The 26,185-nt window shown below is 68.0% G+C and carries 20 protein-coding genes; 8 read left to right on the top strand and 12 right to left on the bottom strand.

Annotated elements, in window-relative coordinates; translation table 11 throughout:
- On the bottom strand, window positions 1-816 hold an 816-nt coding region (locus tag D472_RS0110105; RefSeq protein ID WP_017604364.1), incomplete at its 3' end, for an FGGY family carbohydrate kinase.
- 169 nt (window positions 817-985) lie between these two features.
- Here D472_RS0110105 and D472_RS0110100 point away from each other — a divergent pair.
- The 5 genes from D472_RS0110100 to D472_RS0110080 all read left to right on the top strand — a co-directional run bounded on the left by D472_RS0110100 (window position 986) and on the right by D472_RS0110080 (window position 5,384).
- On the top strand, window positions 986-1,393 hold the full coding sequence (locus D472_RS0110100) for a hypothetical protein (RefSeq protein WP_017604363.1): 408 nt from the start codon (window positions 986-988) through the stop codon (window positions 1,391-1,393).
- 214 nt (window positions 1,394-1,607) lie between these two features.
- Window positions 1,608-2,468: a MetQ/NlpA family ABC transporter substrate-binding protein gene (locus tag D472_RS0110095; protein ID WP_017604362.1), complete on the top strand. Its 861-nt coding sequence runs from the start codon at window positions 1,608-1,610 to the stop codon at window positions 2,466-2,468.
- 216 nt (window positions 2,469-2,684) lie between these two features.
- Window positions 2,685-3,746, top strand: a complete 1,062-nt coding sequence (locus tag D472_RS0110090) for an ABC transporter substrate-binding protein (protein WP_017604361.1) — start codon at window positions 2,685-2,687, stop codon at window positions 3,744-3,746.
- A gap of 2 nt (window positions 3,747-3,748) precedes the next feature.
- Window positions 3,749-4,519 carry an ABC transporter ATP-binding protein gene (locus D472_RS0110085; protein WP_017604360.1) on the top strand — a complete coding sequence of 257 codons (771 nt, stop codon included), beginning with the start codon at window positions 3,749-3,751 and terminating at the stop codon, window positions 4,517-4,519.
- Window positions 4,512-5,384: an ABC transporter permease gene (locus D472_RS0110080; protein ID WP_017604359.1), complete on the top strand. Its 873-nt coding sequence runs from the start codon at window positions 4,512-4,514 to the stop codon at window positions 5,382-5,384. Before D472_RS0110085 ends, D472_RS0110080 begins: the two co-directional genes overlap by 8 nt.
- A gap of 76 nt (window positions 5,385-5,460) precedes the next feature.
- On the opposite strand, the gene D472_RS0110075 is transcribed toward D472_RS0110080, so the two are convergent.
- Both D472_RS0110075 and D472_RS0110070 read right to left on the bottom strand, forming a co-directional pair.
- Window positions 5,461-6,621, bottom strand: a complete 1,161-nt coding sequence (locus D472_RS0110075) for an iron-containing alcohol dehydrogenase (RefSeq protein ID WP_026117549.1) — start codon at window positions 6,619-6,621, stop codon at window positions 5,461-5,463.
- A 242-nt stretch (window positions 6,622-6,863) separates the two neighbouring features.
- The gene (locus D472_RS0110070; protein WP_017604357.1) at window positions 6,864-8,030 is read right to left on the bottom strand and encodes a PucR family transcriptional regulator; all 1,167 of its coding nucleotides are present in this window, start codon (window positions 8,028-8,030) and stop codon (window positions 6,864-6,866) included.
- A gap of 214 nt (window positions 8,031-8,244) precedes the next feature.
- Between D472_RS0110070 and D472_RS0110065 the strand changes: the two genes are divergently transcribed.
- A complete protein-coding gene (locus tag D472_RS0110065; RefSeq protein ID WP_017604356.1) occupies window positions 8,245-9,072 on the top strand; it encodes an aldo/keto reductase in 828 nt (275 codons plus the stop codon).
- Window positions 9,073-9,103: 31 nt separating this feature from the next.
- Here D472_RS0110065 and D472_RS28615 read toward each other — a convergent pair whose 3' ends face one another.
- Both D472_RS28615 and D472_RS0110055 read right to left on the bottom strand, forming a co-directional pair.
- On the bottom strand, window positions 9,104-9,259 hold the full coding sequence (locus D472_RS28615) for a hypothetical protein (RefSeq protein ID WP_017604355.1): 156 nt from the start codon (window positions 9,257-9,259) through the stop codon (window positions 9,104-9,106).
- Window positions 9,260-9,314: 55 nt separating this feature from the next.
- Window positions 9,315-10,196: a sulfotransferase family protein gene (locus D472_RS0110055; protein ID WP_017604354.1), complete on the bottom strand. Its 882-nt coding sequence runs from the start codon at window positions 10,194-10,196 to the stop codon at window positions 9,315-9,317.
- A 164-nt stretch (window positions 10,197-10,360) separates the two neighbouring features.
- On the opposite strand from D472_RS0110055, the gene D472_RS0110050 reads away from it, so the two are divergent.
- Complete coding sequence (locus D472_RS0110050) at window positions 10,361-11,158, top strand: SIR2 family NAD-dependent protein deacylase (RefSeq protein WP_017604353.1); 798 nt, start codon at window positions 10,361-10,363, stop codon at window positions 11,156-11,158.
- 11 nt (window positions 11,159-11,169) lie between these two features.
- Here D472_RS0110050 and D472_RS0110045 read toward each other — a convergent pair whose 3' ends face one another.
- The 6 genes from D472_RS0110045 to yczE form a co-directional block, all read right to left on the bottom strand.
- Window positions 11,170-14,547, bottom strand: a complete 3,378-nt coding sequence (locus D472_RS0110045) for an NACHT domain-containing protein (RefSeq protein ID WP_017604352.1) — start codon at window positions 14,545-14,547, stop codon at window positions 11,170-11,172.
- A 159-nt stretch (window positions 14,548-14,706) separates the two neighbouring features.
- Window positions 14,707-17,910: an NACHT domain-containing protein gene (locus tag D472_RS0110040; protein ID WP_017604351.1), complete on the bottom strand. Its 3,204-nt coding sequence runs from the start codon at window positions 17,908-17,910 to the stop codon at window positions 14,707-14,709.
- Window positions 17,911-18,035: 125 nt separating this feature from the next.
- Window positions 18,036-18,710: a uracil-DNA glycosylase gene (locus tag D472_RS0110035; RefSeq protein ID WP_017604350.1), complete on the bottom strand. Its 675-nt coding sequence runs from the start codon at window positions 18,708-18,710 to the stop codon at window positions 18,036-18,038.
- Between the two features lie 243 nt (window positions 18,711-18,953).
- Window positions 18,954-20,570, bottom strand: coding sequence for a serine/threonine-protein kinase (locus D472_RS0110030; RefSeq protein ID WP_026117548.1), 1,617 nt, complete (start codon window positions 20,568-20,570; stop codon window positions 18,954-18,956).
- 111 nt (window positions 20,571-20,681) lie between these two features.
- Window positions 20,682-22,472, bottom strand: a complete 1,791-nt coding sequence (locus D472_RS0110025) for a glycoside hydrolase family 15 protein (RefSeq protein ID WP_026117547.1) — start codon at window positions 22,470-22,472, stop codon at window positions 20,682-20,684.
- A 427-nt stretch (window positions 22,473-22,899) separates the two neighbouring features.
- Window positions 22,900-23,574, bottom strand: a complete 675-nt coding sequence (gene yczE / locus D472_RS0110020; RefSeq protein ID WP_017604347.1) for a membrane protein YczE — start codon at window positions 23,572-23,574, stop codon at window positions 22,900-22,902.
- Between the two features lie 138 nt (window positions 23,575-23,712).
- Between yczE and yczR the strand changes: the two genes are divergently transcribed.
- Entirely contained in the window at window positions 23,713-25,173 is a 1,461-nt protein-coding gene (gene yczR / locus D472_RS0110015) for a MocR-like transcription factor YczR (RefSeq protein WP_017604346.1), read from the top strand.
- A gap of 52 nt (window positions 25,174-25,225) precedes the next feature.
- On the opposite strand, the gene D472_RS0110010 is transcribed toward yczR, so the two are convergent.
- Window positions 25,226-26,047, bottom strand: a complete 822-nt coding sequence (locus D472_RS0110010) for an alpha/beta hydrolase (protein ID WP_017604345.1) — start codon at window positions 26,045-26,047, stop codon at window positions 25,226-25,228.
- Window positions 26,048-26,185 lie beyond the last annotated feature (138 nt).

Raw genomic sequence — 26,185 nt, 5'->3', positions numbered from 1 at the left:
GGGCCCGCCGGTGGCGTCGGCGAAACCGCAGACCGTCCCGGTGGGGTCGTGGGTGGGTCGGTCGTGGGCGGCGAACACGGTCCCGCTGGTGCCCAGGGAGACCACCACGTCGCCGGGGCGCAGGCCCAGGCCGAGGGCGGCGCCCATGTTGTCACCGGTGCCGGGGGCGATCAAAGCACCCTGGGGGGTGTGGCCCACGGTTTCGGCGGGTGCCGCCACGCGGGGCACGTCCAGTTCCCGTCCGAACCCTCGAACCAGGAGGTCGGTGCGGTAGGTGTTCTCGGAGGGCGACCAGTAGCCGGTGCCGGAGGCGTCGCCCCGGTCGGTGGTGGGTGCTTGGCCTGCGCCGCTCAAGCGCCAGGTGAGCCAGTCATGGGGGAGCATGACGCCGCTCGCGCGGGAGGCCAGGTCGGGTTCGTGTTCGGCGAACCAGCGCAGTTTGCTGATGGTGAAGCTGGCCACCGGGACGTTGCCGATGGCGTCCGCCCAGGCCTTGGGTCCGTCCAGTTCGGCGACGAGGTCGCGCGCGGCCCCGGCCGAGCGGTTGTCGTTCCACAGCAGGGCGGGGCGTAGGACGTTCCCGTCCTCGTCGACCACGACCATGCCGTGTTGTTGCCCGGCCACGGACACCGCGGAGACGTCGTCCAAGAGGCCGGAGGAGGCCTCGGTCAGTGCGGTCCACCAGTGCCGTGGGTCGGTCTCGGTGCCGTCGGGGTGGGAGGCGCGGCCTTCGCGGACCACCTTGCCGCTGGTGCTGTCACAGACCACGACCTTGCAGGACTGTGTCGAACTGTCGATTCCGGCGACGAGTGCCATGTTCGCTCCGTGTTGATGGTGAGGGGTCCTGGCCGGGTGCCGGCGGGCCCATTCTCGCACCTCGGTGACCCTTCCCACAGGTCGGGGTGCGGCGCGGGAAAACCGTTGCCCGAACAAGGAGACATCAATAAACTTGAGTCGACACAACTCAATGAAAGGAAGTGGTCCGATGCGCACCGCGGATGTCTTCGAGGGGTTCGACCAGACCCTGTGGTCTCGGCTCGTCGCCGAACCGGTGGTCAGGGTCGACAGTGGTCGACGCGGGGCCGACCTCGTGATCGAGGTCGAGCTCGCCCCAGGGGTGGATCCGCGCGGGATCCTGGTCCTGCGTGAGGAGCGTGCTCTGGTGCTGGTATGGGCCGATGACCGTGCGGTGTTGCGCCGGATCCCCTTGGACGCCTCGGTCGGGCGTCCCACCCCGCGCTCGGCCTCGGGGCGACTCTTGGTGAGTGCGCCTCTGGTCGGTCCCGCCCCCGTGTCGATCGAGCCGGCCCTGCGGTCGCGCACTCGCCTGGAACGCCTGCGAGCCGCCCTGGGGCGTCTCGGCGCCCGGATTCGCAGCCTCTTCGCCGGGTGATCTTTGCTGGTCGAAGTGGGTGATCGGGGGTGGGTTGTGGCAAAGGACACTGCGCGAGTGTGGCGAAAGGGATGTTTCCTACTAAAAGGGTTGATTAAGCTCTGATCAGCCCGGAAGTGCTTCACGCGTCAGGTCCGGGCACACCGCAGTCGGACCGGCTCCGGCCTCGGACACCCCCCGCGATCCGCCGTTCCACGATCACGAAGGAGTGCCCATGCGCACCACCCCGACCCTTATCGGCGCGGCCGTTGTCACCCTTGCCCTCGCCGCCTGTGGGGCTCCCAGTGAGCAGGGCTCCCAGGCCTCCGAGGACGGCCAGGGACCGCTCCGGGTCGGTGTCGCCACCGTGCCGCACGGTGACGTCCTCGCCTTCATCGACGAGAACCTGGCCGAGGAGGCCGGACTGGAACTCGACATCGTGGAGATCGCCGACTACAACACGCCCAACGCCCAGTTGGTCGATGGTGCCCTGGACGCCAACTACTTCCAGCACCGGGAGTTCCTGAAGGAATGGGTCCAGAACGGGCCCGACGCGGAGCTCACCTACCTCACCGATGTGCACATCGAACGTCTGGGCCTGTACTCCGAGACCTTCGAGAGCATCGACGACCTGCCCGAGGGCGCCGAGATCGCGGTCCCCAACGACCCGGCCAACCTCAACCGCGCGCTGAACATCCTCCAGACCGAGGGTCTGATCACCGTGGACCCCGAGGCCGGTGGGAACGCCACCGAACAGGACATCACCGACAACCCTCAGGACCTGGAGATCCTGCCGCTGGAGGCCGCCCAGATCCCGCGTTCGATCTCCGACGTGGAGGCCGCGGTCGTCAACGGCAACTACGCCATCGAGGCCTCCCTGGCCGAGGAGACCAATGTCCTGGCCTGGGAGCCCGAAGGCGAGGACTACGTCGAGAAGTACGCCAACGGCCTGGTGACGCTGGAGGAGAACACCGACGACGAGCGCGTCCGGCTGCTCGCCGAACTGCTCCACGACGAGCAGGTCTTGGAGTACATCCAGCAGACCTGGCAGGGCGTGGTCCTGGCGGTCGACGCCGAGGGTGACCCGGTCGAGTAGGCGTGTTCTCGGTCGCACCCTCGTGTGCGACCTCCCCCTCGCAGGGCGGTGGAGCCTCAGGCTCCGCCGCCTTTCGCGTGTTCGGACCTTCGAGCCGCCTCCCCATCCCCTTCGGCGGGTTCGGTCGGAATGTGGGCGAGGCTGCTTCCACTAAACCTACTTATTAAGTAGAGTTTTCCTGTCCGACCACAGACACACCCGACAAGGATCCCTGAGATGCGTGCTTCTTCGGCCCCGCCAGGAGCCCTCGCCGTGCTCCTGGCAACGGCCTTGGCCGCCACCGCGTGTGCGGGTGAGGGGAGTGGCCCGACCACCGCCATCGACGGGCTCACCCTCGGCTACTTCCCGAACATCACCCACGCGCCCGCCCTGGTCGGCGTCCACAACGGGATCTACGACGAGGCGCTCGGCGAGATCGACCTGCACACCCGGACCTTCAACGCGGGCCCCGACGCGGTCAACGCGCTCTTCTCCGGCGAGATCGACGCGGCCCTGCTCGGCCCCAGCCCGGCCGTCAACGGCTGGTCGCGGTCCCAAGGGCAGGCCTTCCACGTCGTGGCCGGAGCGGCCACCCAGGGCACCGGACTCGTGGTCCGCGACGACATCGAGACCATCGACGACCTGCCCGGCCACACCATCGCCACCCCGATGCTCGGGGGCACCCAGGACGTGGCGCTGCGCTGGTTCGCCAGGCAACGGGGCTGGGCGGTGGACACCGCCGGTGGCGGCGCCTTGTCGGTCCTGCCCCAGGACAACCCCGAGACGGTCAACGCCTTCGCGCTCGGCGAGATCGACGGCGCCTGGCTGCCCGAGCCCCACCTGAGTCGCGTACTCGCCCAGGACGACGCCCACCTGCTCGTCGACGAACGGGATCTGTGGGCACGCTCCGACGGCCAATACGCCACCACCCTCCTGGTCGTCGACGCCGAGGTCTTGGAACACGACCCCGAAGCCGTCCAGGACCTGCTGCGCGGACACGTGGAGTCCATCGACTGGATCGAGGACCACCCAAAGGAGGCGGCCGAGATCTCCCGCGTGCACATCGAGGCCCTCACCGGTGGCGAACTCGACCCCGAGCTCACCGCGACGGCCTTCGACAACGTCACCTTCACCGTCGACCCGGCCGCGGCCTCACTACTGGCCCGAGCCGAGCAGGCCGAGGCGATCGGCCTGTTGGACCCCGTCGACCTCACCGGAATCCTCGCCCTCGATCCGCTCAACGACGTTCTGGACCAGACCGGGCACGAGCCGGTCGCAGGCCTGGAAGGGCAAAGGTAGTCATGACCACCATCACCGCGAGCCGCACCGACGCCAACGCCGTGGACATCGACGACATCTCCAAGGTGTTCGGACGCGGCCAAGGCGCCGTCACCGCCATCGACGGCATGTCCATCCACGTCCGCAAGGGCGAATTCCTGGCCATCCTGGGCGCCTCCGGCTGTGGCAAGAGCACCCTGCTCTCCCTCGTCGCCGGCCTGGAGACCCCCACCAGCGGCAACGTGAGCGTGGGCGAGCACCGCGTCGCCATGATGTTCCAAGAGGCCGCGCTCTTTCCCTGGCTCACCGTGGGCGCCAACGTCGAGGTACCCATGAAGGTCGACAAGGTGCCCAAGGCCGAACGCGACAAGCGCGTGGCCGACCTCTTGGAGCTGGTGCGATTGACCGGTTTCGACCGCAAACGCCCGCACGAACTCTCCGGTGGCATGCGCCAGCGGGTGGCCCTGGCCCGCGCCCTGGCCCAGGACGCCGACGTGCTCCTCATGGACGAACCCTTCGGCGCGCTGGACGCCATGACCCGCGACATCCTCCACGACGAACTCGAACGTATCTGGCGGGAGAGATCCCTGACCATCATGTTCGTCACCCACAACGTGCGCGAGGCGGTGCGCCTGGGTGACCGGGTCGTGCTGCTGTCCAGTCGCCCGGGCCGACTCATCGCCGAGTTCGAGGTGGCGGGGGAGCGCCCCCGGCGCATCGATTCCGCTCTGATCGCCGAGCAGGCCGCCGGCATCACCGACCGACTCCGCGCGGAGGTCGCGCGTCATGCCTGAGACCCGCGACGAGGACACCGCGGTGCGGGGTCTGGACGCTCTCGAACTCCAGCCTCGGCGCGGTACCACCGACCGGAGCCCGGGCCAGGTCCTTGCCAGGGCTTGGGCGGTCACCTGGCCCAAACTCGCCGCCCTCACCCTGGTGCTGGTGGCCTGGCAGGTCGTGGTGTGGAGCGGCTGGCGATCGGAGTGGGTGTTCCCCGGGCCGGACCGGGTGCTGCCCACCCTCTTCCACGAGATCACCACCCCCGAGTTCTGGGAGGCCGTGCGGGTCACCATGCGTCGGGCCTTCACCGGCTTCGCGCTGGCCTTGGCCGTGGGAGTGGTCATCGGTCTGGCGGTCTCACGATTCGGGCCGCTGCGGGTGGCGATCGGTTCGCTCATCACGGGCTTGCAGACCATGCCCTCGATCGTGTGGTTCCCCTTCGCGATGCTGCTGTACGGCATCAGCGAGTCGGCCATCATGTTCGTGATCGTCCTGGGCGCGGCGCCCTCGATCGCGGGCGGGCTGACCTCGGGCATCGACTACGTACAGCCGTCGCTGCTGCGGGCGGGCAAGGCCATGGGGTTGCGCGGAGTACAGCACTACAGCCTGCTGATCATCCCGGCGGCGCTGCCGATGTTCGTCACCGGTCTCAAACAGGGGTGGGCGTTCGCGTGGCGTTCCCTCATGGCCGGCGAACTGCTGGTGATCATCAACCAACAGAACTCGATCGGTTGGGCACTGAGCCAGGCCCGCCAACTGAACGACGCCGAACGTCTGCTCGCCTACGTCATCATCGTGCTGGCCATCGGCGTCCTCATCGACCTGTTCTTCAACTGGGCCGACCGTTCCCTACGCCGCAAATGGGGCATCGCCCGGTAGGAAGCATCACCGGCTCCCGTACCCGGTCCACCGAACCGGACGGACACGGGAGCCGGCCTCGGCACGGCCCCGGGGGTCAGCCGTAGACGAGGTGGTAGAGCTCCACCACCTCCGCCACGGTGGGCGCTCGCGGATCATCGGCCGAAGAATCCGAGGCCAGGGCCTGCTCCGCCATCAGTGGAGCCAGTTCCCACCAACGTTCGGCGTCGATCCCGTGGGCGCGAGGGCCGGGCACCTGGAGTTCCTCGTTGAGCAGACGCAACTCCCACACCAGGGCTCCGGTGGCCTCCCCATCGGTGCTGCCAGGGGCGGCCATACCCATGGCGCGTGCGCACTCGGCGTAACGCTCGGGGGCCGTGGGTAGCGAGAACTCCGTGACCGTCGGCAACAGCATCGCGTTGGACGGCCCGTGCGCCATGGCGAAGTGCGCGCCGATCGGCCGGCTCATCGCGTGCACCAGGCCCGAGCCGGCGTTGGACAGCGCCATCCCCGCCTGGGTGGCGCCCGTCATCACCGCCTCGCGGGCCACCCGGTCGCCCGGGTCGGCGTACACGGACCGCAGATGGGTGAACAGGGCACGCATCGCCTCCCGGGCCAACCCGTCCGAGATCGGGTTGGCCCGGGAGCTCACGTACGCCTCGATCGCGTGGGCCAGAGCGGCCATCCCGGTGTCGGCGGTCAACCGCGGCGGCATGTGCAGGGTCAACTCGAAGTCCACCAACGCCGCCCGTGGCAGCACCGCCAAGCCCGCGCAGAGCATCCGGTCATCGGTCTCCACGTCGGTGATGAAGCTGTAGCGGGTGGACTCCGAACCGCTGCCCGCGGTGGTGGGCACCGCCACCACCGGCAGTGCGGGGGCGTCGGTGACCGTCGGCGCCTTGTAGTCGCTCATCCGACCACCGTGCGCGCCCAGCAAGGCCACGGCCTTGGCGGTGTCGATGGGACTGCCGCCGCCCACCGCCACCAATGAGTCGAAATCGCCGTCCCGCAGCGCGTGCAGCCCTTGATCCACCACCTCGGTGGTGGGGGCGGGGGTGGTGCGGGCGAACACTCCGGGGGAGAGCCCCGCCCTGTTCAGGTGCGCCAGGATCCGTTGGAAGAAGGGTTGTTCACGGACGAAGGGATCGGTCACGATCAGCGGACGGGCCAGAGCGAGGGATTCCAGAACCTCGGCCAGTTCGGCCGAGGCCCCCGCGCCCACGCGCATGAGGCGGGGAAGTGCGATGGAAGCGGTCACGTCGGTACCTCCGGGGGTCGGGAGTACGTTCATCGAGCCCCACCCGGGGCCGAGGGGGCACGGACCAACGCCGGTGTACCTACCCCGCCGCTGGGCCGGATTCGCTCAGGAGAGCATCCGTTGCGGGACCGGAATCTGATCCGTTCCGCCCCTGTGTCCGGATCGGTGCCGAACCGGTCGGTGGCTCATTGGGTGCCCTCCTGCAGGGCCGCACTCGACGCGGAAGAGGCGAGACGTACGGCTCAGGAGGCGATGGCGCAGGCGGTCTCCAGCACGAACCGTGGCCAGGGGCGATGCGGGTCGTGCCCGGTCAGCTCACGGACCCGGCGCAGGCGGTAGCGCAGGGTCTGGGCGTGCACGTGCATCGCCTCCGCCGCGGTGGTGGCCGCGCCCTCCCTGAAGTAGGCGCCGAGCGTCTCCAGCAGGTGCCGGTTGGCGGGGTCGAGCAGCGGTCCCAAAACCGTGCGGCGCACCGTCGCCGGGGCGATCCCACCCCCGTTGAGCAGGGCGAGCACGCACGCGTCGGCTTCACGGAGCAGCCCGTCCTCGCCCAGTGCGTGCGGCGGCGCGGTCTCCAAGGCGCCGTCGGCCAATCGGTAGGCCCACGACATGTCGCTCAGCTCGCGCGGCTCCAGCACGCACCCTCGACGGCCACGATCGATGAGGACCCGGGTGAGGTGTGTGGCGTCCTCCGCCGAGACCAGTACCACCACTCGGCCCGAACGGGTGGTCACCAAGGGGTCCGCACCGGCCTTCGCGGCCAAGGGCTCCAAGAGCGCCGACACCACGGCCTCCACCTCCCCCGCGTCCCCCGCCGGTTCGGCCACCACCAGTACGGCCGGATCGGGCGGGGTGAGGCCCAAGGTCCGGGAGCGGTCGCGGATCGCGCCCGGTGAGGACTGGCGGCCGATGAGCAGGTCGTCCAGCAGCGTGCGACGTGCGCGTTCACGGTCGGCGTCCAGGCGGTCGGCGGCCTCGGCGTGGCCCTGGGACAGGCTTTCGGAGATCTGGTCGAGTGAGGTCAACCAGAGTTCACCCAAAGCGAACACGTCGGCCGTGTCGAGGCTGTCACCGGCCCGCTCTCGGATGAGGCGCACCGCGACGGCCGACCCCACCCGGTGCGCGCGCACCACGGCACCGATGGAACGTCCATCGGCCGCGCGGGCCCGGCCGATGCCGCGCAACCGCTCCACGTCCTCGGGCGGCAATCGTTGGGCACCGCGCACCCATAGCTCCATCGAGCGGGTCACCAACCACGCGGTGATCGCCCGCACCTCCGTCAGTTGCGAGGTGTGCAGGGCCCGATAGGCGGGGACCTCCTCGTACACCTCGGCGACGATCCGCTCCACCAGTCCCACACGGTCCCGCTCCAACTCGGCGCTGACCCTCAGGCGCTCCTCGTACCCCATTCGTCCCCTCCGGGTCCGGGCGGGCAGCCTATCGTCTCGTCCCCCTTCGGCCGGGGCGGGTCGCCCGGGTAAAAGCCCACCCGATAGCGGCGCAGCCTCAGGCCCAGAACCGGCCTGACATGGCAGTATGCGCACAGAGGCCGGACAGGCCGCAACACAGGGGCAAGGACACGACAAGAAGCGAAGGGCCGTTCGGGCTCGACGGGGGATGAGGATGACGATGGTTCCCGACATCACGTTGAACAACGGGCTCCGGATGCCGCAGTTGGGGTTGGGGGTGTGGCGGGTACCCGAGGACGAAGTGATCGACGTGGTGATGGAGGCTTTGAGGGTCGGGTACCGCAGCATCGACACCGCCGCCTCCTATGGTAACGAGGCCGGCGTGGGGGAGGCGTTGCGCCGCTCGGGACTGGACCGGGAGGACGTGTTCGTCACGACCAAGCTCGCCAACCCCGACCAGGGCTACGACTCCACGCTACGGGCCTTCGACGCCAGTCTGAAGCGGCTGGATCTGCAGGTGCTCGACCTCTACCTCGTACACTGGCCCCAACCCGAACGCGACCTCTACGTCTCCACCTGGAAGGCGTTGGAGCGCCTCTACGCCGAGGGACGGGTGCGCGCCATCGGGGTGTGCAACTTCCAGCCCAGACAGTTGGAGCGGGTCCTGGCGGAGGGCGGAATCGTTCCCATGCTCAACCAGGTCGAACTGCACCCACTGCTGAGCCAGGAAGAGGTCCGGGCCTTCGACGCCAAGCACCACATCGTCACCGAGGCGTGGAGTCCTCTGGGACAGGGACGGCTCCTGGATCACCCGCTCATCACCGAGATCGCCCGGACGCACGGACGCACCACCGCACAGGTCCTGCTGCGATGGCACATTCAGATGGGCAACGTGGTCATCCCCAAGTCGGTGACGCCCGAGCGCATCCGCTCCAACTTCGACGTGTTCGACTTCAAACTGTCGGAGGAGGAGATGGACCGGATCAGCGCCCTCGACGAGGGATACCGCTTCGGTCCCGACCCTGGGACCTTCGCGGGTTGAATCGGTCGGTGCTGGAGGGGCCGCCGGAAGGTCAGCGCAACTCGCGCACCTTACGGGCGTTCAGCAGCATGGCCTCGGTCCCGCGACGTCGGGTCCGGGCGACGTACACGGCGCCACCGACGAGGATCGACAAGAAGATCCCCATCACGACGATCAGGGCCAGGACGGACAGCGACAAAGAGATCATGCGCTCATCGTAGCCCTAGGTCGGGTCCGCCGGGCCGGGGCTCCCGGGGAACGCCTCATAGGTAACCCAGACGCGACAGTTCGTTGCGCGCCTCCTCGTGCACGTCACCGTGGTCTCGACGGGAGAGCCGTTCCTTCCAGGAACCCACTCCCCAGGACCCGTCGGTCAACAGCTCACCGGCCGGCACCCGTGCACCGGTGAACTCGCGCAATCGCTCGGCCGTGGCGACCTCGCCCCCGTGCACGTCCTCATAACGCAGGGTCAGTAGTTGGTCGGTGCCGATCTCCTGACGTAGTCGGGCCGACATGCGCACCGCGCCCCGCCATCGCATCGCGCACTTGGCCGCGGTCGAGCCGTCGGTGAACCGCTCCAGGTCCGACTCCTCTTCCAAGCCGAAGAAGTGGTTGGGGAACTCGTGCTCCAGTTTCATGAAACTGGGCTTGAGCCAGGCCAGGGACCGTTCGTCCTCCATCATGTCCGCGACGACGTCACGACCGTCCCGGATGATCTGCACGAACAGGGCGTCGGGGAAGGCCGCGTGCAGGGCACTCGCGCAGTAGAGCAGGTCGGGACTGGCGTCACCGTAGCGACGTACGTCGCCGCTGTGTTCGCACGGTGCGGAGGCGGCGTTGGCGGGCACGCTGGCATAGGGGCCCGGGCACTTGGGACAGGTCAGGGGGGTGAGCTGCCAGGCCTCGGCGTAGGCCTCGCGGAGCAGACTCGCCGTACCCGAGACCTTCTCCAAGGCCAAGGAGGGGCGGCGCGCCACCGCGTACACGGCGTTGAGCACCCCAGAGGAACCGGCTCCCACATGGAAACCGGGTGCACGGGACAGGGCACGGGCGATCACGGGGACCCCGGAGTGGGGAGCGCCCAGGACGAACACGGGGCGCTGGACCTTGATCCCGTTGACCACGAGAATGAACGACTGCTTCATGATTGTGTGCATTTTGGCACCCTTTGCCCTTCTCGTGTGCATCGACCAGGCTATGTGCGGCCCCACACCACATGTTCCTCGAGGTTATGGGCCAGGGGCCGGCGACCCCGCGGCTCGGACGTGGGTCGCCCCATCGGGTGTCCGGTGCGCTGTAACAATGGGGTATGGCCTCCACGACCGACGACACCGCACGCTTCGCCGACCCCGAGGGGTTCGCCCGAGCCGCCGAACTCCTCAGCGGTGCCCAAAGCATCACCGTGTTGACCGGCGCGGGCGTGTCCACCGACTCCGGAATCCCCGACTTCCGTGGCCCCAAGGGCCTGTGGACCACCGATCCCGGCGCCCAGGCGATGGCGGACATCGACAGCTACATGGGTGACATCGACGTGCGTCGTCGGGCGTGGCTGTCTCGACGAGCCGATCGGGTCTGGGAAGCCGAACCCAACGCGGCCCACCGGGCGTTGGCCGAACTGGCCGCCTCCGATCGCCTGCGAGCCCTCATCACACAGAACATCGACGGCCTGCACCAGCGTGCCGGGGTACCCGAGGAGGAGGTCGTCGAGGTCCACGGCACGATGCTCCGGGTCATGTGCATGGCGTGCGGTCTGCGTACTCCCAGCGCGGTGGTGCTGAATCGTCTCGACGAGGAGTCCGACCCCCGCTGCGTGTCCTGTGGAGGAATCCAGAAGTCCGACACCATCGCCTTCGGCCAGCGTCTGGACCCCGAGGTCATCGAGAGAGCCGCGCGTGCCGCCCGCGAATGTGACGCCTTCGTGACCGTCGGCACCTCCCTGACCGTGCACCCGGTGGCAGGGTTGTGCGACGTGGCCATGATGTCCCGTGCCTCGCTGGTGGTCATCAACGCCGAGCCCACCCCCTACGACGATTACGCGAGCGCGGTCCTGCACGACCCCATCGGCGACGTGGTCCCGGCTCTGGTCGCGCGCGTCCTGGCGGCGTAGGGGCCGGATCCTCAGTCCGACGATGGGGCCCTCTCTGAAAAGGGTTCGAGGTCCACCACGCTGTGTTCGTCTCGGTTCGAGCGCGCGGGGGCGGGGAGCCCGGCGGGAGATGGTGTGTCCGCGCCCACGCCGAACGGCAGCGTGCTGATCGCCCGCTTGACCCTTTCGACCGAGGCCGGTGACAGGTGGGGCGTGAGCAGGTCGAGGACGGCCCCGATCTCCTCGGGGCGGACCGTGACGCGGGGGGAGGGTGTGGAGCCCACGGTTCGACCTTCGGTGGAATCGGGCCCCCCTCCAGCGGTCGAGGCCACCTCTTCGCCCTCGATTCGGTCACGCGGCCCGGACATCTCGACGAGTTTGGTGAGGTAGGTGGTGACCAGGCCCAAGAGTTCGACCCGGTGTCCGTTGTCGGGGGCAAGGGTGCTCAGGTCCTCCGCCGCCTGCCGTAGCACCAGCAGACCCGTGCGCCCCAAGACCATGCCGTCGTCGAACCAGAGGAACCGGCGATAGGCCGCGAGTCTGCGTGTCCGCTCCGTTTCGTCGGGGAGCAGGCGCAGCAGCAAAAGCTCGTGGCCGGGGGACCAAGGGGCGCCCCCCGTGTCCCAGGGCCCGGCCCAAACCCCCAGCCCGGAGGGATCCACTTCCAGGTGGGGAAGGACCCCCATGGTCAGGAGCGCGGCGGTTCCGTTGACCCGTAGAGCCATCGACCGCAGCATCTGTCCGGTCGGAGTGAAGGAGACGGTGCTCATCGCGTACGGATCGAGCACACTGCTGTGCAGGTCCGGGTCCCCGCGCAACTCGAACCCCATGCTCTCTCCGACATTGACCCTCGAATGGTCCTCCAGCCTCAGTACCGAACGGCCGTTCGCGAGGTGACGCAGCCGCAGCGTGTCCAAGATGGTGAACCATTCGCTGCCGGGCAGGGTGCGCCACAGGGAGGCGGTGGCCCGCCACTGTTGCAGCGCGGTGACCCCGGGAGTGGCGGTGGTGAACAGTTCACCGATGTCCACCGCCTTGTCCTGGGCGATGAGGAGCAGGGTGAGCAGGTTGGCGGTGTAGTAGGCCTGCCGGCTGGTGAAGGGGAGTTCTCTGGGCTGGTAGGTGGAGTGCGACCGGTTCGTCGGAGGATAGGGCGCCCGCCGAAAGAGTTCGATGAGCAGTGCACCGTAGTGCGCCCGTCGTTCCTCGTCCCCGTCGATGTCCTTGCCGACCAGTTCCTTGAGGAAGTCGAGCGTCCTCTCCCGATCCCGGTAACAGGAGAAGGACGAAGTGGCGTACAAGACACCGTCACCGGGGCTCTGCTCACCCCAGGAGTCCTCCTCCTCATGGCGGACACGGTCGTTGACCAGGGAACGCAGCGCCCGGTGGACCATACGGGCCACCAGGTACTCGCCGAAGGTCGCGTGCAGGAACTCGTAGGTGCTTTGCGGCCCCTCCTCGGCCCCCGTGACCCGTGCCCGTGACACGTGCATGAAGAAGAACCTGCCCAGCAACTCGTGCGCCGTCTTGGACCGTGGTCGGGGACCTCCCTCGGTCTGCGGGTGGTGATGGGCCAGCCGGAACTCCCGCAGGTCCGCGGACAACTCCTCCGCCCCCACGTTCTGCCGCTGGCGGGTGAACATCGCCAACGCCGTCACCTCCAGCCGGTGCAGCTCCCTTTGCACCTCACGCTTGAACTCCCTCTCACCCGATTCGGCCCGATGCTTGCGGATCTGGCGGTGGACGAAGGTGGTCAACAACCGCTCGTAGAGCTCCCCCAGGGAGAGTGAGGCCGGGGTCCGTTGGAGGGCGTTGTCCTGCGCGTCGTAGACCAGCAGTAACAGCAGCAGCAAAGGCTGCCGGCTCAGTTCGGGGTACTCCATCAGCCGGTCCGTCCGTAGTTCCCGGAGTCCCGTGGAACCGAACAGCCTCCAGTTCGCGGTGTTCCAGGCGTTCAGGACCCGGCCGATCTGTTCGTGGTCGAACGGCTCCAGCCGGATCACCGTGCTCTTCTCCGGGAAGCGGACCCGGCCGGCGCTCAAGGTGCGACTGGTGACGATCACCGCCACCGGTTGCTCCACCACCTCCTGGTGTCTTTGGAAGTCCTCGATCTGTTCCAGGTAGTTGTGTCGGTCCATACCGGAGGCTTGGAGGAGTTCGTCGAAGCCGTCGAGGATGACCACCGGTAGGGCGCCCTCGGCCTCATCGAGCAGTTCCGGCCAGGTGATCCGGTCGCGATGCTCGCGCTCCAGCCCTTCCACGATCTGCCGGTACACGTCCGCGTCGGCGTTGACCGACCGCAGCTCCACCCGGACCGTCAGGAAGTCCTCCTCCGGCAGTTGGGCGGCGAGTACTTCGGTGAGCTTGGACTTACCCGCGCCCGGTTCGCCCAAGAGCACCGTGGGATACCTGACCGCGTCAGGGTGGGTGAGCCGGGAAGCCAGGAAGCGCTGGAGGTCGGGCAGGGTCTCCCGTTCGCGCCACCATTCTTCGGCCGAAGGGTCCTCACGACGGCCCACACGCGCCACCCGCGCGCTCGGTGGCACGTAACAGTCGCGTAGGGACGGTATGACCATCCCCGGTGGAAGGTCCTGGGGAAGGATGTCGTCCACGGGCAGGATGGGCCGGTCCAACAGGGACCCGTACTTCAGGGACAAGGTGCGGCGCAGCGCCCCCACGGGCCGTCCCGAGGCGATCCGGGTGAGCTCCTCCCGCAACCCGGCGAAGGCGTCGCTGACCCGTCGCCGGGTCTGTTCGTGCTCACGCAGCTGAGCCCACATTCCGAACTCGGGCACCTGTGCGCACAAGCGGACGTAGTGGCCGCTGTAGGCCGTCAAGGCCCGCCCAGGTAGGTCCTGGCGCAGGGCCGTGGCCAGCCTGGAGCCGTGGCCGGTGTCGGTACCGGTGTCCCCGGTGGCCGCCAACCCCCGCACCAGCCGGAGCAAGTGGACCGAGGCCTCCGTGAACACGGCCTCGGCGCGTTCGAACAGATCGTCCTGGTCCCACACGAAGTCTCCGTCGGGAGAGTGGACGGACTCCGAACGAAGCACCCGGCCCAACAGCGCCCACTGCTCATCCGCGGTGACCTCCAGATCCTCGCCGCGCAGCCGTACCCCCGCGTCGGACAGACACAGGTCCAGCGGATCGAAGAAGGAGATCACGAGCAGCACCTGGTGGGCCGCCTCGATCCGTCGGGTACGAGAGAGCCGGCCGGTGCCCTGGAGCTTGTCCCCCAGGTTCTGTAGGGCCTTGCGTCCCTGCCGGACCAGGAATCTGCGCAGACCGAAGAGATTGCCGACCCCGGCCGCCGCCAGGCCCCCGTTGGCCAATCGCTCGGCCGCGTCCAACAAGGGCCGGTCCTGTTTGCCGAGGACTTTGAGGGCGTTGGCGTAGGTGAGCTGCTGAGCCATCAGGGGGTGGCCTTTCCGTCTTCTCTTCTGGATGAGGGGCCAGAGCGGAGCCGGGGATGGACGGGGATGAACGGACGGGCGGACTACTGATCACTCTAAGTGAACGAAAGCGGACACAGAAGGGGGTCACGGGTCCTGTGGACGACGCGCCGTGGGTGATCAGAAGTCGGCGGAGCCTCCACGGATCTCTGGAAGGGGTGGATACCGGAAGGGAGTCGGTCGATCAGGCTTTTGCGCGTTGAACCCGTCTTCCTCCGCGTCCTGGTTCAAGAATTGGAAGACCTCACCGCGCAGGCGACGGAGTGGTTCCTTGACCTCGACCGTTTCGACGGAGGGCGTTTCATTTCCTCGAAGGGCGTTCTGGGTCATGCGGGCCAAGGCCTGCCGTTGTTCACCGTGCTTCGGTTCGGGCCACGAACGCAGGTCCTCCAAGGCTTGGCGCAAGGTGACCAGTGTGACCCCGTCCAGCTCACGGCCGAGCAGCCGCCGGTAGCAGGCCAGACGTTCGTCGACCTGCTTCGAGGACAGTCCATCGAGCGTTTCCAACCGCAGCCGCAGCACGTCGTGGGCCACGACCCAGGCGACCTCCTCGTCCCCGCCCGAGTCCACGTACCAGGTCCCCAGTTCGCTGGAGACGTGCTTCAGGTACGGGGAGAGGATCAGTGCCAGGCGGGAGGCGGTTCCATTGGCCCGCATCGCCATGGAACGCAACAACCGGTGCGCCACCGTTCCCGCCGGGATCTCGATCTCGTAGGGGTTGGTCAGGGCCGGGGTCGTGTCGGTGTCGCCGCGCAGCTCGAAACCCGTGCATTCACCCACGTTGATCGGGGCGCTCGACTCCCGATCCAGAACCGTCAGGGAACCTTCCTTCCCCCAGAACCCCAGGTGGCGTACCCGTACCGTGTCCAGGATGCCGAACCATTGGGATGCGGGCAGGGCGCGCCACAAGGACACCACGCGTCGCCAGGCGTGCCAGGTCCCCGCCGCCTCGGGGAAGAGCTCCGGAAGCGGAATCGGTTCCTCGGCGATCAGGATCATCAAGGTGACCAGGTTCGCCGTGTAGCAGGCCTCCCGGGTGGCGACGGGCAGACGCTTGGGTTCGTATTCGGTGAAGGAACGGTTGGGTGCGGGAAAGGGCGCCTCACGGAACAGCTCGATCAACAGATCCCGTAGGTCGCCCCGTAGGTCCGGGTCCTCCACCAGACGTCGCCCCAGGAGCTCCTCCAAGAAGGAGACCACCTTGTCCCGGCCCGCGTAGACCGCGAAGGAGGAAAGGGCGTGAAGTTCACCGTCGTCCAGCCGGACCACCCTGCTTCGTCGGCGCGTGGCCCGACTGCGGTCCTCCGCCAACTCCTCCAGGGTCGCGACCACCATGCGGGCCACCAGGTACTCGCCGAAGGTGGCGTGCAGGAACTCGAAGGCGCTGTCGTCTCCGTCCGTGGTCTTCGCGCGGGCCTCGTGCACGAAGAAGAAGCGGCCCAAGACCTGGTGGGCGGGGGCGATCATTCCGTGCAGGTCGGCCTCCTGAGGACGCTCGGCCGCCTCGGGCATCAGGACGGCCAGGTCCTGGTCCAGTTCGTCGGCGCGTACGCTCTGCCGACCCCGGGCGAACATCGCCATGGCGGCCACTTCCAGGCGGCGCAGTTCGTCCTCCACGGCTTGTCCACGTGCCTTGTTCCCCAAGCGGGATCGGTGCTTGTCCACCTCACGCTTGGCGAACATCCTCAGCAGACGTTCGTAGAGCTCACCGTGGGAGAGGGTCTGCGAGGCCCGTCGCAGCGCGTTGTCGTGGGCGTCGTAGATGAGCAGCATCAACAGCAACAGCGGCTGTTCGGCCAGGTCACGGTAGCGGAGCAGGTCCTCGGGTTCGAGGGGGAGCAACCCCTTGGTGGTGAAGGCACCTTCGTTGGCCTTGTTCCACACCCCGAGCATCTGTTCGATCTGCGCGTCGTCGAAGGGCTCCAGACGGATCACCGTCGTCCGTGACGGGAATCGGGTCCGATCGGCCACCAGGGTACGGCTGGTGACGATGACGACCACCGGCTGTCCCAGCGCCTCTTGGCGCTGTTGGAACTCCTGGACCCGTTCCAGGTAGTCGGAGCGGTCCACCCCGGTGGCCTGGAGGAGTTCGTCGAAGCCGTCCAGGATGATCACCGGTAGGGAGCCGTCGGCGTCGTCGGCCAGATCCCGCCAGGACACGGAGGTGTGCAGGTCGGCGCGCAATCCCTCTTCGATCTGGACGTGAAGGGGGGAGTTCGGGCTGACGGTGCGTAGTTCCACCCGGATGGGCAGGAAGTCCTCCGAGGGGAGTTGGGCGGCCAGCATCTCGGTGAACTTGGACTTTCCCGCGCCCGGATGCCCGAGGAGGACCATGGGGGACTCGGTGGTGCGGGGATGGGTGATCAGGGAGGCGACGAGGGACTGAAGGTCGTCCTGGATCGGGAAGTCCCGCCACCATGCGTCGCTCGCCGGGGCGATGCCCTCCCTGGCCAAGGTGATCCGTCCTCGGGGAGGGATGTAGGCCTCACGAAGTGAGGGCAGGGCCAGGCCCGCCGGAGCGTCGTCCGAACGCAGGATGGGTCGGTCGAGCACCGCCTGGTAGGAGGCGGACAACTCCTGACGTCTTCTGGAGACCGGGCGATGAGAGCTGATCCGGGAGAGCTGTTCGTGCAGATCGGACAGGCCCGTGCCGATCTCCTGACGGGTCCGTGCGTGTTCGGCCGTGTGCAGCCACATGCCGAATTCGGGGATCTGTGCCCCCAACCGGAGCACACCTTCGTGGAGCCGTGCGGACATCCTTCGCTCCACAGAGCTTCGGAACTTCTTCATCACGGGGGAGTCCACGGTCACCCGGTGCCGTTCGGCCACGGCCAGGCCACAGATGAACCTACTGAACGCGAGGGCCATCCGCCCCGACTCCAAGGGCGCCAGGGAGGGCCCCCGACGGCGACCGGAGTGGGTGATCGGATACGAGGGACCGGGGCCGGAGCCGGTGATCACATGCTTGCTCAGCAGCATGTACTGCTCTTCGGTGGTGATCTCCAATTCGTCCAGTCCGAAGGGCGTCCCGACCTCTTCGAAGGCTTCCTCCACCGCCTCGAAGAACGACGTGATCGTCAGGATCCGATACGCCGCCTCGATCTTCTCCGTCCGTGACTGTCGGCTCTGGCCCTTGAGCTTGTCGCGCATTCCCTCCAGCGCGTTGCGACCCTTGCTCACCAACGCGCCTCGCACCCCGAACAGGTCCGGCACACCCACCAATCCGAGCCCTCCGTCGGCGAGCTTCTCCGCCAGGTCCAGGACTTCGGAGTCGTTTTCGCCGAGGGTCCGCAGGGCGTCCTCGTAGCTGAGCCGTTTCGCCATGGCAGGCGGCCTTTCCGTGTTCGAGGGGTGGAACGCGGCGGACCCGGCACCGGGGAGGCGCCGAACCCTGGGGGTCCTTCTGTGTTCGGGGATGGTGTTCAAGGACTCGCGAAGGGTGAGAGTCCCTAAGGCAGCCGCCAGTTCACCGGTTCGGCGCCTTGTTCGGCCAACAACGCGTTGGTCCTGCTGAACGGCTTGGAACCGAAGAAACCGTTACGTGCGGACATGGGGCTCGGATGCGTTGACTCAACGCAAGGGACCCCCGGCATCAGGGGCCGTAGGTTGCGCGCGTCGCGTCCCCACAAGATGGCCACGAGCGGCTTGTCACGTTCGGCCAAGGCCCGGATGGCCTGCTCGGTGACGGCCTCCCAGCCCTTGCCACGGTGTGAGCCGGGTTTGCCGGGGGCCACGGTCAGCACCCTGTTGAGCAGAAGCACTCCCTGCTCGGTCCACGGGGTGAGGTCGCCGTTGGAGGGCATCGGCGTCCCGAGGTCCTCGCTCATCTCCTTGTAGATGTTGCGCAGGCTGCCGGGCAGACGCACGTCAGGTGCGACGGAGAAGCTGAGCCCCACGGCGTTGCCCGGGGTCGGATAGGGGTCCTGCCCCACGATGAGGACGCGCACGTCCTCGAAGGGCCGTTGGAAGGCGCGCAGAACGTTGTCGCCCGCGGGTAGGTAGGTGCGACCGGCGGCCACCTCCTGGCGGAGGAAGTCGCCCATGGCGGCGATCTGCGGGGCGACGGGCTCCAAGGCCTTCGCCCAGCCGCTGTCCATGATCTCGTTGAGGTCCTTGGTTGACATGGCCAGAACACTAGCGCTGACTGAGGACGGCCACGTCCCTTTCCAGACGTCGATCCACGGGCCCGGGGAAGTGTCTTCGACCTTGTCGGAATAGAGCGGGGTGGGGCGCGTCGGCCCCGCCCCCAGCCCGCCAGTGGATCCTCCACCTGGAACGCCCAGGGCGGGACTCCCAAGGTGAATGGACCGGGACCATTCGCCATGGCCTGTAGGGAAACGAAAAACCCTGTGCTCGTCCTTCCCGCCTCAGGTGGCGCGGGAAGAACGCCAGTGGTCCAGGTCGGCGCGGATGGCCCGGGTGCTCGCGGCCTCTTCGCCGTGAATACGTGTGTGGTCGGCCAGTAGCTCCTCGTAGAGACGAACGGCTTCGTCAGGGCGGCCACTGTGGCCCAGATAGGCGGCCTGGTGGTGACGGGCGCGCAGGGTGACGGGGGCGTCCGCGCCGCGCAGCCGGGTCAGGTCGGGGATCAACGCGGCCAACAATTCGGCCGCGCGCGCCGGATCACCGGACTCGCCGACCTCTAGGCCCAAGTGCAGGCGGGCGGTCAGCACCTTGGTGGAGTCTGGGCCCTCCACCGCGACCAGGTCGGGCAACAGGGCCTCGTGGGTGCGTGCGGCCAAGGTGTGGTCGCCCAGGCGCCCGGCGTTGGTGGCCAGGTAGTAGCGCGCGGCCAGAGTCTCGGGGTGTCGCGGTCCGTGCACCCGGATCAGGTCGGGCAACAGGGTCTCGAACCCGGTGATCGCCCGGGTGTGGTCACCGCTCTTGCCGATGGCGTACGCCTCACGACGGCGAGCCCGAAGGGTGTCCGGATGGTCGGGGCCGTAGACCGTTTCCAGCAGGGGTATCAGGGTGCGCAGTTCCTCGGCCGCGGTGTCGTACGCGCCCGCGTCCACGTGGGCCCGGGCCGTCTCCACCAATTCGGCGAGACGGGCCGGGTGTCCCTCGCCGCTGTTCGGTCGTTCCCCTTGAGGCCGGGGGTGTACGAACAGGGGAGCGGAGGGACGTTGTGGAAGATAAGGGGCCAACCGGTCACGAACCTCCTCGGCGCCGGAGGGCCGGTCCCCGGGGTCCTTGGCCAACATGCGAAGAACCAGCTCGGCCAGGGGGACCGGAATCTGCGGGCGCACTTCCGTGGGCGGTCGTGGCGCCTGCTCCAGGTGCATTCGCATCACCTTGATCGCTCGATCACCTCGAAACGGTGGTTCCCCGGTCAGCATCTGGTACAGGATCGCGCCCAGGGAGTACAGGTCGCCGGCTCGGTCCACCTGGTCCCCGCGTATTTGTTCGGGGGGCATGTACAGAGGGGTGCCGAGTACCTGACCGGTACGGGTGATGCGGTCGTTCTGGTGGGCGGCGGTCACCGCGGCGATCCCGAAGTCCAGGATCTTCACGAAGTGTTCACCGTCCTCATCCAGGACCATGAGGTTGCCCGGCTTGACGTCGCGGTGCACGACCCCGAGGGCGTGGGCGGCGCTCAACCCCGCAGCGGTCTGGGAGGCCAGATTCGCGGCAGTGGTGATCGGCAGCGGTCCGTCGTCCTTGAGTACCTCCGAGAGTGGGCGGCCCGGGACCAACTCCATCACGGTGAAGATCACGCCCTCGGGGTCCAGCCGGTCGGAGTCGCGGCCGAAGTCGTGCAGGATCACCACGTTGGGGTGCCCGGCCAGGCGCGCGGTCACCCGGGCCTCGCGGTGGAAACGGGCCGAGACCTCCGCCGAGTCCATCTGTCCGGGGCGGGTCAGCTTGACGGCGACCGGGCGGTCCAACAACTCGTCCACGGCCCGCCAGACCTGGCCCATGGCGCCCACACCGAGCTTGGACAACAGGCGGTAGCGGCCGCCCAGGACTCTTTCCTCCGCCAACCATGCCCCCAACGCTCGGACCCGCCTCGGCCCTCATCGGACACGAGTTCGTACGGCCCGTAGCGTACAACCGCCGCCATCACCGTGTTCGGGACGGCCGTGGGAGCGAGGTCATTCGGCGCGCCAGCCACCCTGCCGATCGTTCAGGTTCAGCGCGGTGGTCACCAGGGGCACGTGACTGAACGCCTGGGGGAAGTTGCCGACCTGGCGATTTCCCTTGGAGTCCCATTCCTCGGCCAGCAGGCCCACGTCGTTGCGCAGCGCCAGTAGTCGTTCGAACAAATCCTTGGCCTCCTCCTGGCGGCCGATGGACAACAGGGCGTTGGCCAACCAGAAACTGCACGCCAGGAAGGCACCCTCGTCACCGGGCAGTTGGTCGGCGGAGGTCTCCGAGTCGGTCCGGTACCGCAGCACGAAACCGTCCACCATCAAATCCTTGCGTACCGCCTCGATGGTGCCGATCACCCTGGGGTCGTCGTAGGGCAGGAAACCGACCTCGGGGATGAGTAGCAGGGCGGCGTCCAGTTCCTTGCTGCCGTAGTACTGGGTGAAGGTGTTGCGCTGGGGGTCGTAGCCGTACTCGCACACCTCGGTGTGGATGGTGTCGCGCAAGGCCTTCCACCGTTCGATGGGACCCTCCTTGCCGAATTCCTCGATGCTGCGCACGGCACGGTCGGTGGCCACCCACGCCATCACCTTGGAGTGCACGAAGTGCTGCCGGGGCCCGCGCACCTCCCACAGACCCTCGTCGGGTTCGTCCCAGCACCATTCCAGGTAGTTGACCAGGGAGCGTTGTAGCCCCCACACGTGGTCGCCACCGCGGATGCCGGACCGGCGGGCCAGGTGAAGCACGTCCATGACCTCGCCGTACACGTCCAGCTGGTATTGGCCCACGGCGGCGTTGCCGATTCGCACCGGGCTGGAGTTCTCGTAGCCGGGCAGCCAGTCGGCCTCCCACTCGGTGAGGCGTCGCTCGCCGCGGATGCCGTACATGATCTGCATCAGTTGGGGTTCGCCCGCCACCGCCCGTACCAGCCATTCGCGCCAGGCCTGGGCCTCGTCCTTGTAGCCGGAGCGGATCAGGGCCTCCAGGGCGATGGTGGCGTCGCGCAACCAGCAGTACCGGTAGTCCCAGTTGCGCACGCCACCGATCTCCTCGGGCAGGGAGGTGGTCGGGGCGGCGACGATCCCGCCGGTGGGCCGATAGGTGAGGGCCTTGAGCACGATGAGGGAGCGCACCACCGCCTCGCGGTAGGGGCCCTCGTAGGTGCACTGGCCCACCCAGCTTTCCCAGAAGCGTTCGGTGCGGGAGAGGGCCTTCTCGGCGTCCAGGTGGTCGGATTCCTCGACCTGAGAGGGGTGCCAGGTCAACACGAACGGAACTCGTTGACCTTCGGAGACGGTGAAGGTGGCGTCGTGGGTGAAGTTGTGTCCTTTGAGGTTGACGGGACCGCTCAACCAGACGGCGTCGGGGCCGGCGATGGCGACCAGTTCGGTGCCGGCCCGGTGCACCCAGGGGACGACGTTTCCGTAGTCGAAGCGGATGCGCAGGCTGGTGGTCATCTCCACGGTGCCGCGTAGGCCCTCCACGAGCCGCACGATGTGGGGGGCGCCACCGCGCGGTGGCATGAAGTCGATGATCCGGACCGTTCCGGTGTCGGTGTCCCACTCCTGTTCCAGGATCAGGGTGTGGCCTCGGTAGCGGCGCCGGTCGGCCTTGTTCTGGCCGCCTGTGGGGTGCAGACTCCAGCGTCCGTTCTGATCATCGCCCAGAAGGGCCGCGAAACAGGCGGCCGAGTCGAAGTCGGGAAGGCAGGCCCAGTCGATGGAGCCGTCACGTCCGACGAGCACGGCGGTCTGCATGTCGCCGATCATTGCGTAGTCTTCAATCCAGCCGGACACGCGGCTCACCCCCGACACGTCGTCACGTTCACGCGGTGGGCGTGGGTGCCCCGGGCCGCACGGGAGGTCCCGCACCGTCGCGGGCCGTCACACGTACACCCGTGTACGCTTTCCCTCTCAAGCCTGCCACCCGACCCGCCTTCGGGGCGGGACGCCGTTCGGACCATTCTTTCCCCCGGTTCGCCCGTCGGTGTCTCTATCCCGGTTATGTGCCCAGGCGCGAGCAACCGAAAAGAGCGGTCGGAAGAACTCCCCGAAATCAGCCCTTGCCTTACCGCGACCCCCATCTTCCATGCTCAGAGGTGCCATTGCCACTCATGTGTGCACGTGCATTTGCGGTTGCGTGCAGGTATGGGAGGTAATGGGGGATTTTTCTCTGCCTAACTCATGTCGTGGTGCTCGATTCCGGAGGGCGCGGCGACGTTTCTCAGACGTCCGTCTCGGCGGGGGCGGGCGCAGCCGGCTCCGGCATCCGCATCAGTGGTAGGAACACCTGTGCCAGCGGGCCGATGGCCAACATGAACACCAGGGTGCCCACTCCCACCGTGCCACCGAGCAGGAAACCGGACAGTGCCACGGTCGACTCGATGAGGGTGCGGGCCGTGCGGACCGAGAGCCCGCGCGCGGCCAGGCCGGTCATCAGTCCGTCCCGTGGCCCGGGACCCAGCCCCACGCCGATGTAGCAGCCGGTGGCGATCGCGCAGACCAGGACACCCAGCACCAACAGCAGGACGCGCCAGCCCATGGCGTCGACGGTGGGAAGCAACCACAGTGAGACGTCCACCGACATCCCGACCACGACCACGTTGCTCAGCGTGCCGATGCCGGCTCGTTGCCGCAATGGGATCCAGAGCAGCATGAGCAGGGCGCCGACGATGATGCTCCACGTGCCGATCGACAGCCCTGTCTGCAGGGACAGACCCTGGTGCAGCACGTCCCAGGGGGTCGCGCCGAGGTCGGAGCGGAGCAATAGGGCGCCGCTGAGGCCGAACAGGTACAGGCCGACGTAGAGCTGTAGCAGTCGGCGCAGCCGAGGGCGTGGCAGAGCCGGTGTGATCAGGACCCGAGCGGTCAGAGCGTGGATCGAGAAGAACACGGTCATCCTTTCAAATAAACATCCTGTCATTGGATGACAGTCCATTAGGGGATCCACATCGGTATCCTGGATCAAACAGAGCCGGACCTGAAGAGCCAATCCGGGTAACTGGCCCTTATTCTAGCCGGTGAGGTGCACCTTCCCATGGCGAAACAGCGCAGTGATCGCCCCGGCACCGGCGGCGGCACTCGACGGATCAACGGACGCCTGCTCGCCCGCCTCATCGGTGCGGCCTCCGTGGAACGCCCCTACTACCTGTCCATCGCCCGTGCCATCAGTGGTCTGGTACTGGACGGCCGTGTGCCCACGCACACCCGCTTGCCCGCCGAACGCGACCTGGCCGCCGCACTCGGCATGAGCCGCAACACCGTTACCGCCGCCTACGCTTGGCTACGCGACAACAGCTTCTTGGACAGCAGGCAGGGGGCGGGCAGCTGGACCGTTCTGCCCGACTCCGCCGTCCAAGACCCCTCGCCGTTCGCCCCCGCCACCGAGCACATCGACCTCGGTGTGGCCGCGCCACCGGCGGTCGACGGACTGCGCGAAGCCTCCTTCCACGCGTCCGAACAGCTCGCCGCGCACGTGGGCGGCATCGGCTACTACCCCTACGGCCTGCCCGAACTGCGCCACGCCATCGCCCGCCGTTACGTCGAACGTGGCCTGCCCACCACCCCCGAACAGATCTTCGTCACCAATGGGGCCCAACAGGGTGTCACCCTGGCCATGGAACTGCTGGTCCAACAGGGCGACGACGTCCTGCTGGAGTCACCCACCTACCCGCACGGCCTGGACGCCGCCCGTCGCAACGGAGCCCGTCTTCGCACCACCGGCGTGACTCCGCAGGGCTGGGACATGGAGTATCTGGTGGACGCCTTCCGCCAGTGGAAACCGGCCGTGGCGTACATGATCCCCGACTTCCACAACCCCACCGGCGCGCTCATGGACGACGATGAGCGCCGCGTCCTGGTCCGAGAGGCCAGACGCGCCAACGCCCATCTGATCATCGACGAATCGGGAGCGGAACTGGCCATCGACTCGGGAGATCTGCCCAGCCCGGTGGCCGCGCACGATACCGACGGGCGAGTACTGACCGTGGGGTCGGTGGCCAAGCTGTTCTGGGGTGGCCTGCGCGTGGGCTGGGTGCGTGCCACCGCGCCGATGGTCACTCGGCTCATGGGAGTCCGTCAGCGCTTCGACCTGGCCGGTTCGGTGCACGATCAGCTCACCGCCACCCATCTGCTCGCCGACGTGATGCGTATTCGGGCCGAGCGCAGTCGGCAACTGCGGCGCAACCGGGACGCGTTGCTGTCCGCCCTACGGGAGAGGCTGCCCGATTGGCGCTCCAGCGTCCCCGGGGGAGGGCTCGTGCTGTGGGCGGCCCTGCCCCAACCGATGGCGACCTCTTTGGCCACCAACGCGGTTCGGCACGGCGTGCACCCCGCAGCCGGCCCGATCTTCGGCGCGGACGGCACCCTGGAGCGGTACCTGCGGTTGGCCTACACCCGCCCGCCGGAGGTCTTGGTCGACGCGGTGGATCGCTTGGCCGCCGCCTACGCCGAGACGTTGGCCCATCCCTCCCAGCCCCGAGGGCGGCTGTACGTGTGAGCTCGCCTCGGGCACCGGGAGAGCCGGTACGGGTCGCGGTGGACCGCCGGGCTCAGACCGCGAAGCGATGGGCGAACCGGATGACCTCGGCCAGGACCTCCTCACGGTTGGTCTCGTTGAACACCTCGTGCCGGGCACCGGGGAAGATCCGGGCGGTGAAGTCCTCACCCGCCACCTTCTCGATTCCCACTTTGGTGTCGGCCACGGGCACGAGCGCGTCCTCGCTACCGTGCACCCACAGCAATGGCAGTGACCCCAGGCTCCCGGTGGTGTTGCCTCGCTCCAGTTCGGTGAGCAACGCGTTCACCGTGGTGCGCTTGAACGGTCCGTGCCAGACCAGTTCGTCGCTCACGTAGGCCCGACCCACCTCGGGGTCCCGGGACAGGGTGGCGGGATCGATGGGGGTATCGGGGATCTCCTCGGCCGCGGCGAGCCGTTCGGCCGCCGTCCATTTGCCCAGAACCGGCCCGGACAGCACCAGGGCCTGTACCGAAGCGGGATACACCTGCGCGTAGCGGGTGGCGATCATGCCTCCCATGGAGTGACCGATCATCACCAGGGGCAGCGTCCGGTAGGCGGTGCGGGCCTGGGTGAGGACACGGTGCACGTCCTGGACCAGCCCGGCGTAGTCGTCGATCAGTACCCGTTCGCCGGAGGAACGGCCGTGGCCACGATGGTCGGCGCCATAGACCACGGCACCCGCCGCGCACAGGTCCTCGGCGACCCGCTCGTAGCGGCCCAGGTGTTCGCCGTAGCCGTGTACCAGGACGGCCATCCACGTGGGCTCGCCCTCGGTGGGGGCCCAGGCGCGGGCCGCCAGCTTCTCCGAACCGTCGGGCCCACCCGCCAGGGCCCACTCGCGCGTGCTGATCACCGTGTTCCGCCTCCTCAACGCCGTACAGGTCTGCGACGATCGAATGGTCGCTCCACTAGAGCATGATGTAGTGGTCTGGAGATTGTCATCCCGTGTGGCCTGGGAGGGTGGAGTCGCCCCGTGTGACTCCCTAGGCCG

This window comes from Nocardiopsis alkaliphila YIM 80379 (assembly GCF_000341005.1).
GTDB lineage: Bacteria > Actinomycetota > Actinomycetes > Streptosporangiales > Streptosporangiaceae > Nocardiopsis > Nocardiopsis alkaliphila.
Note: the sequence above shows the minus strand (reverse complement) of the source record. Positions and strands in the feature narration are given on the sequence as shown.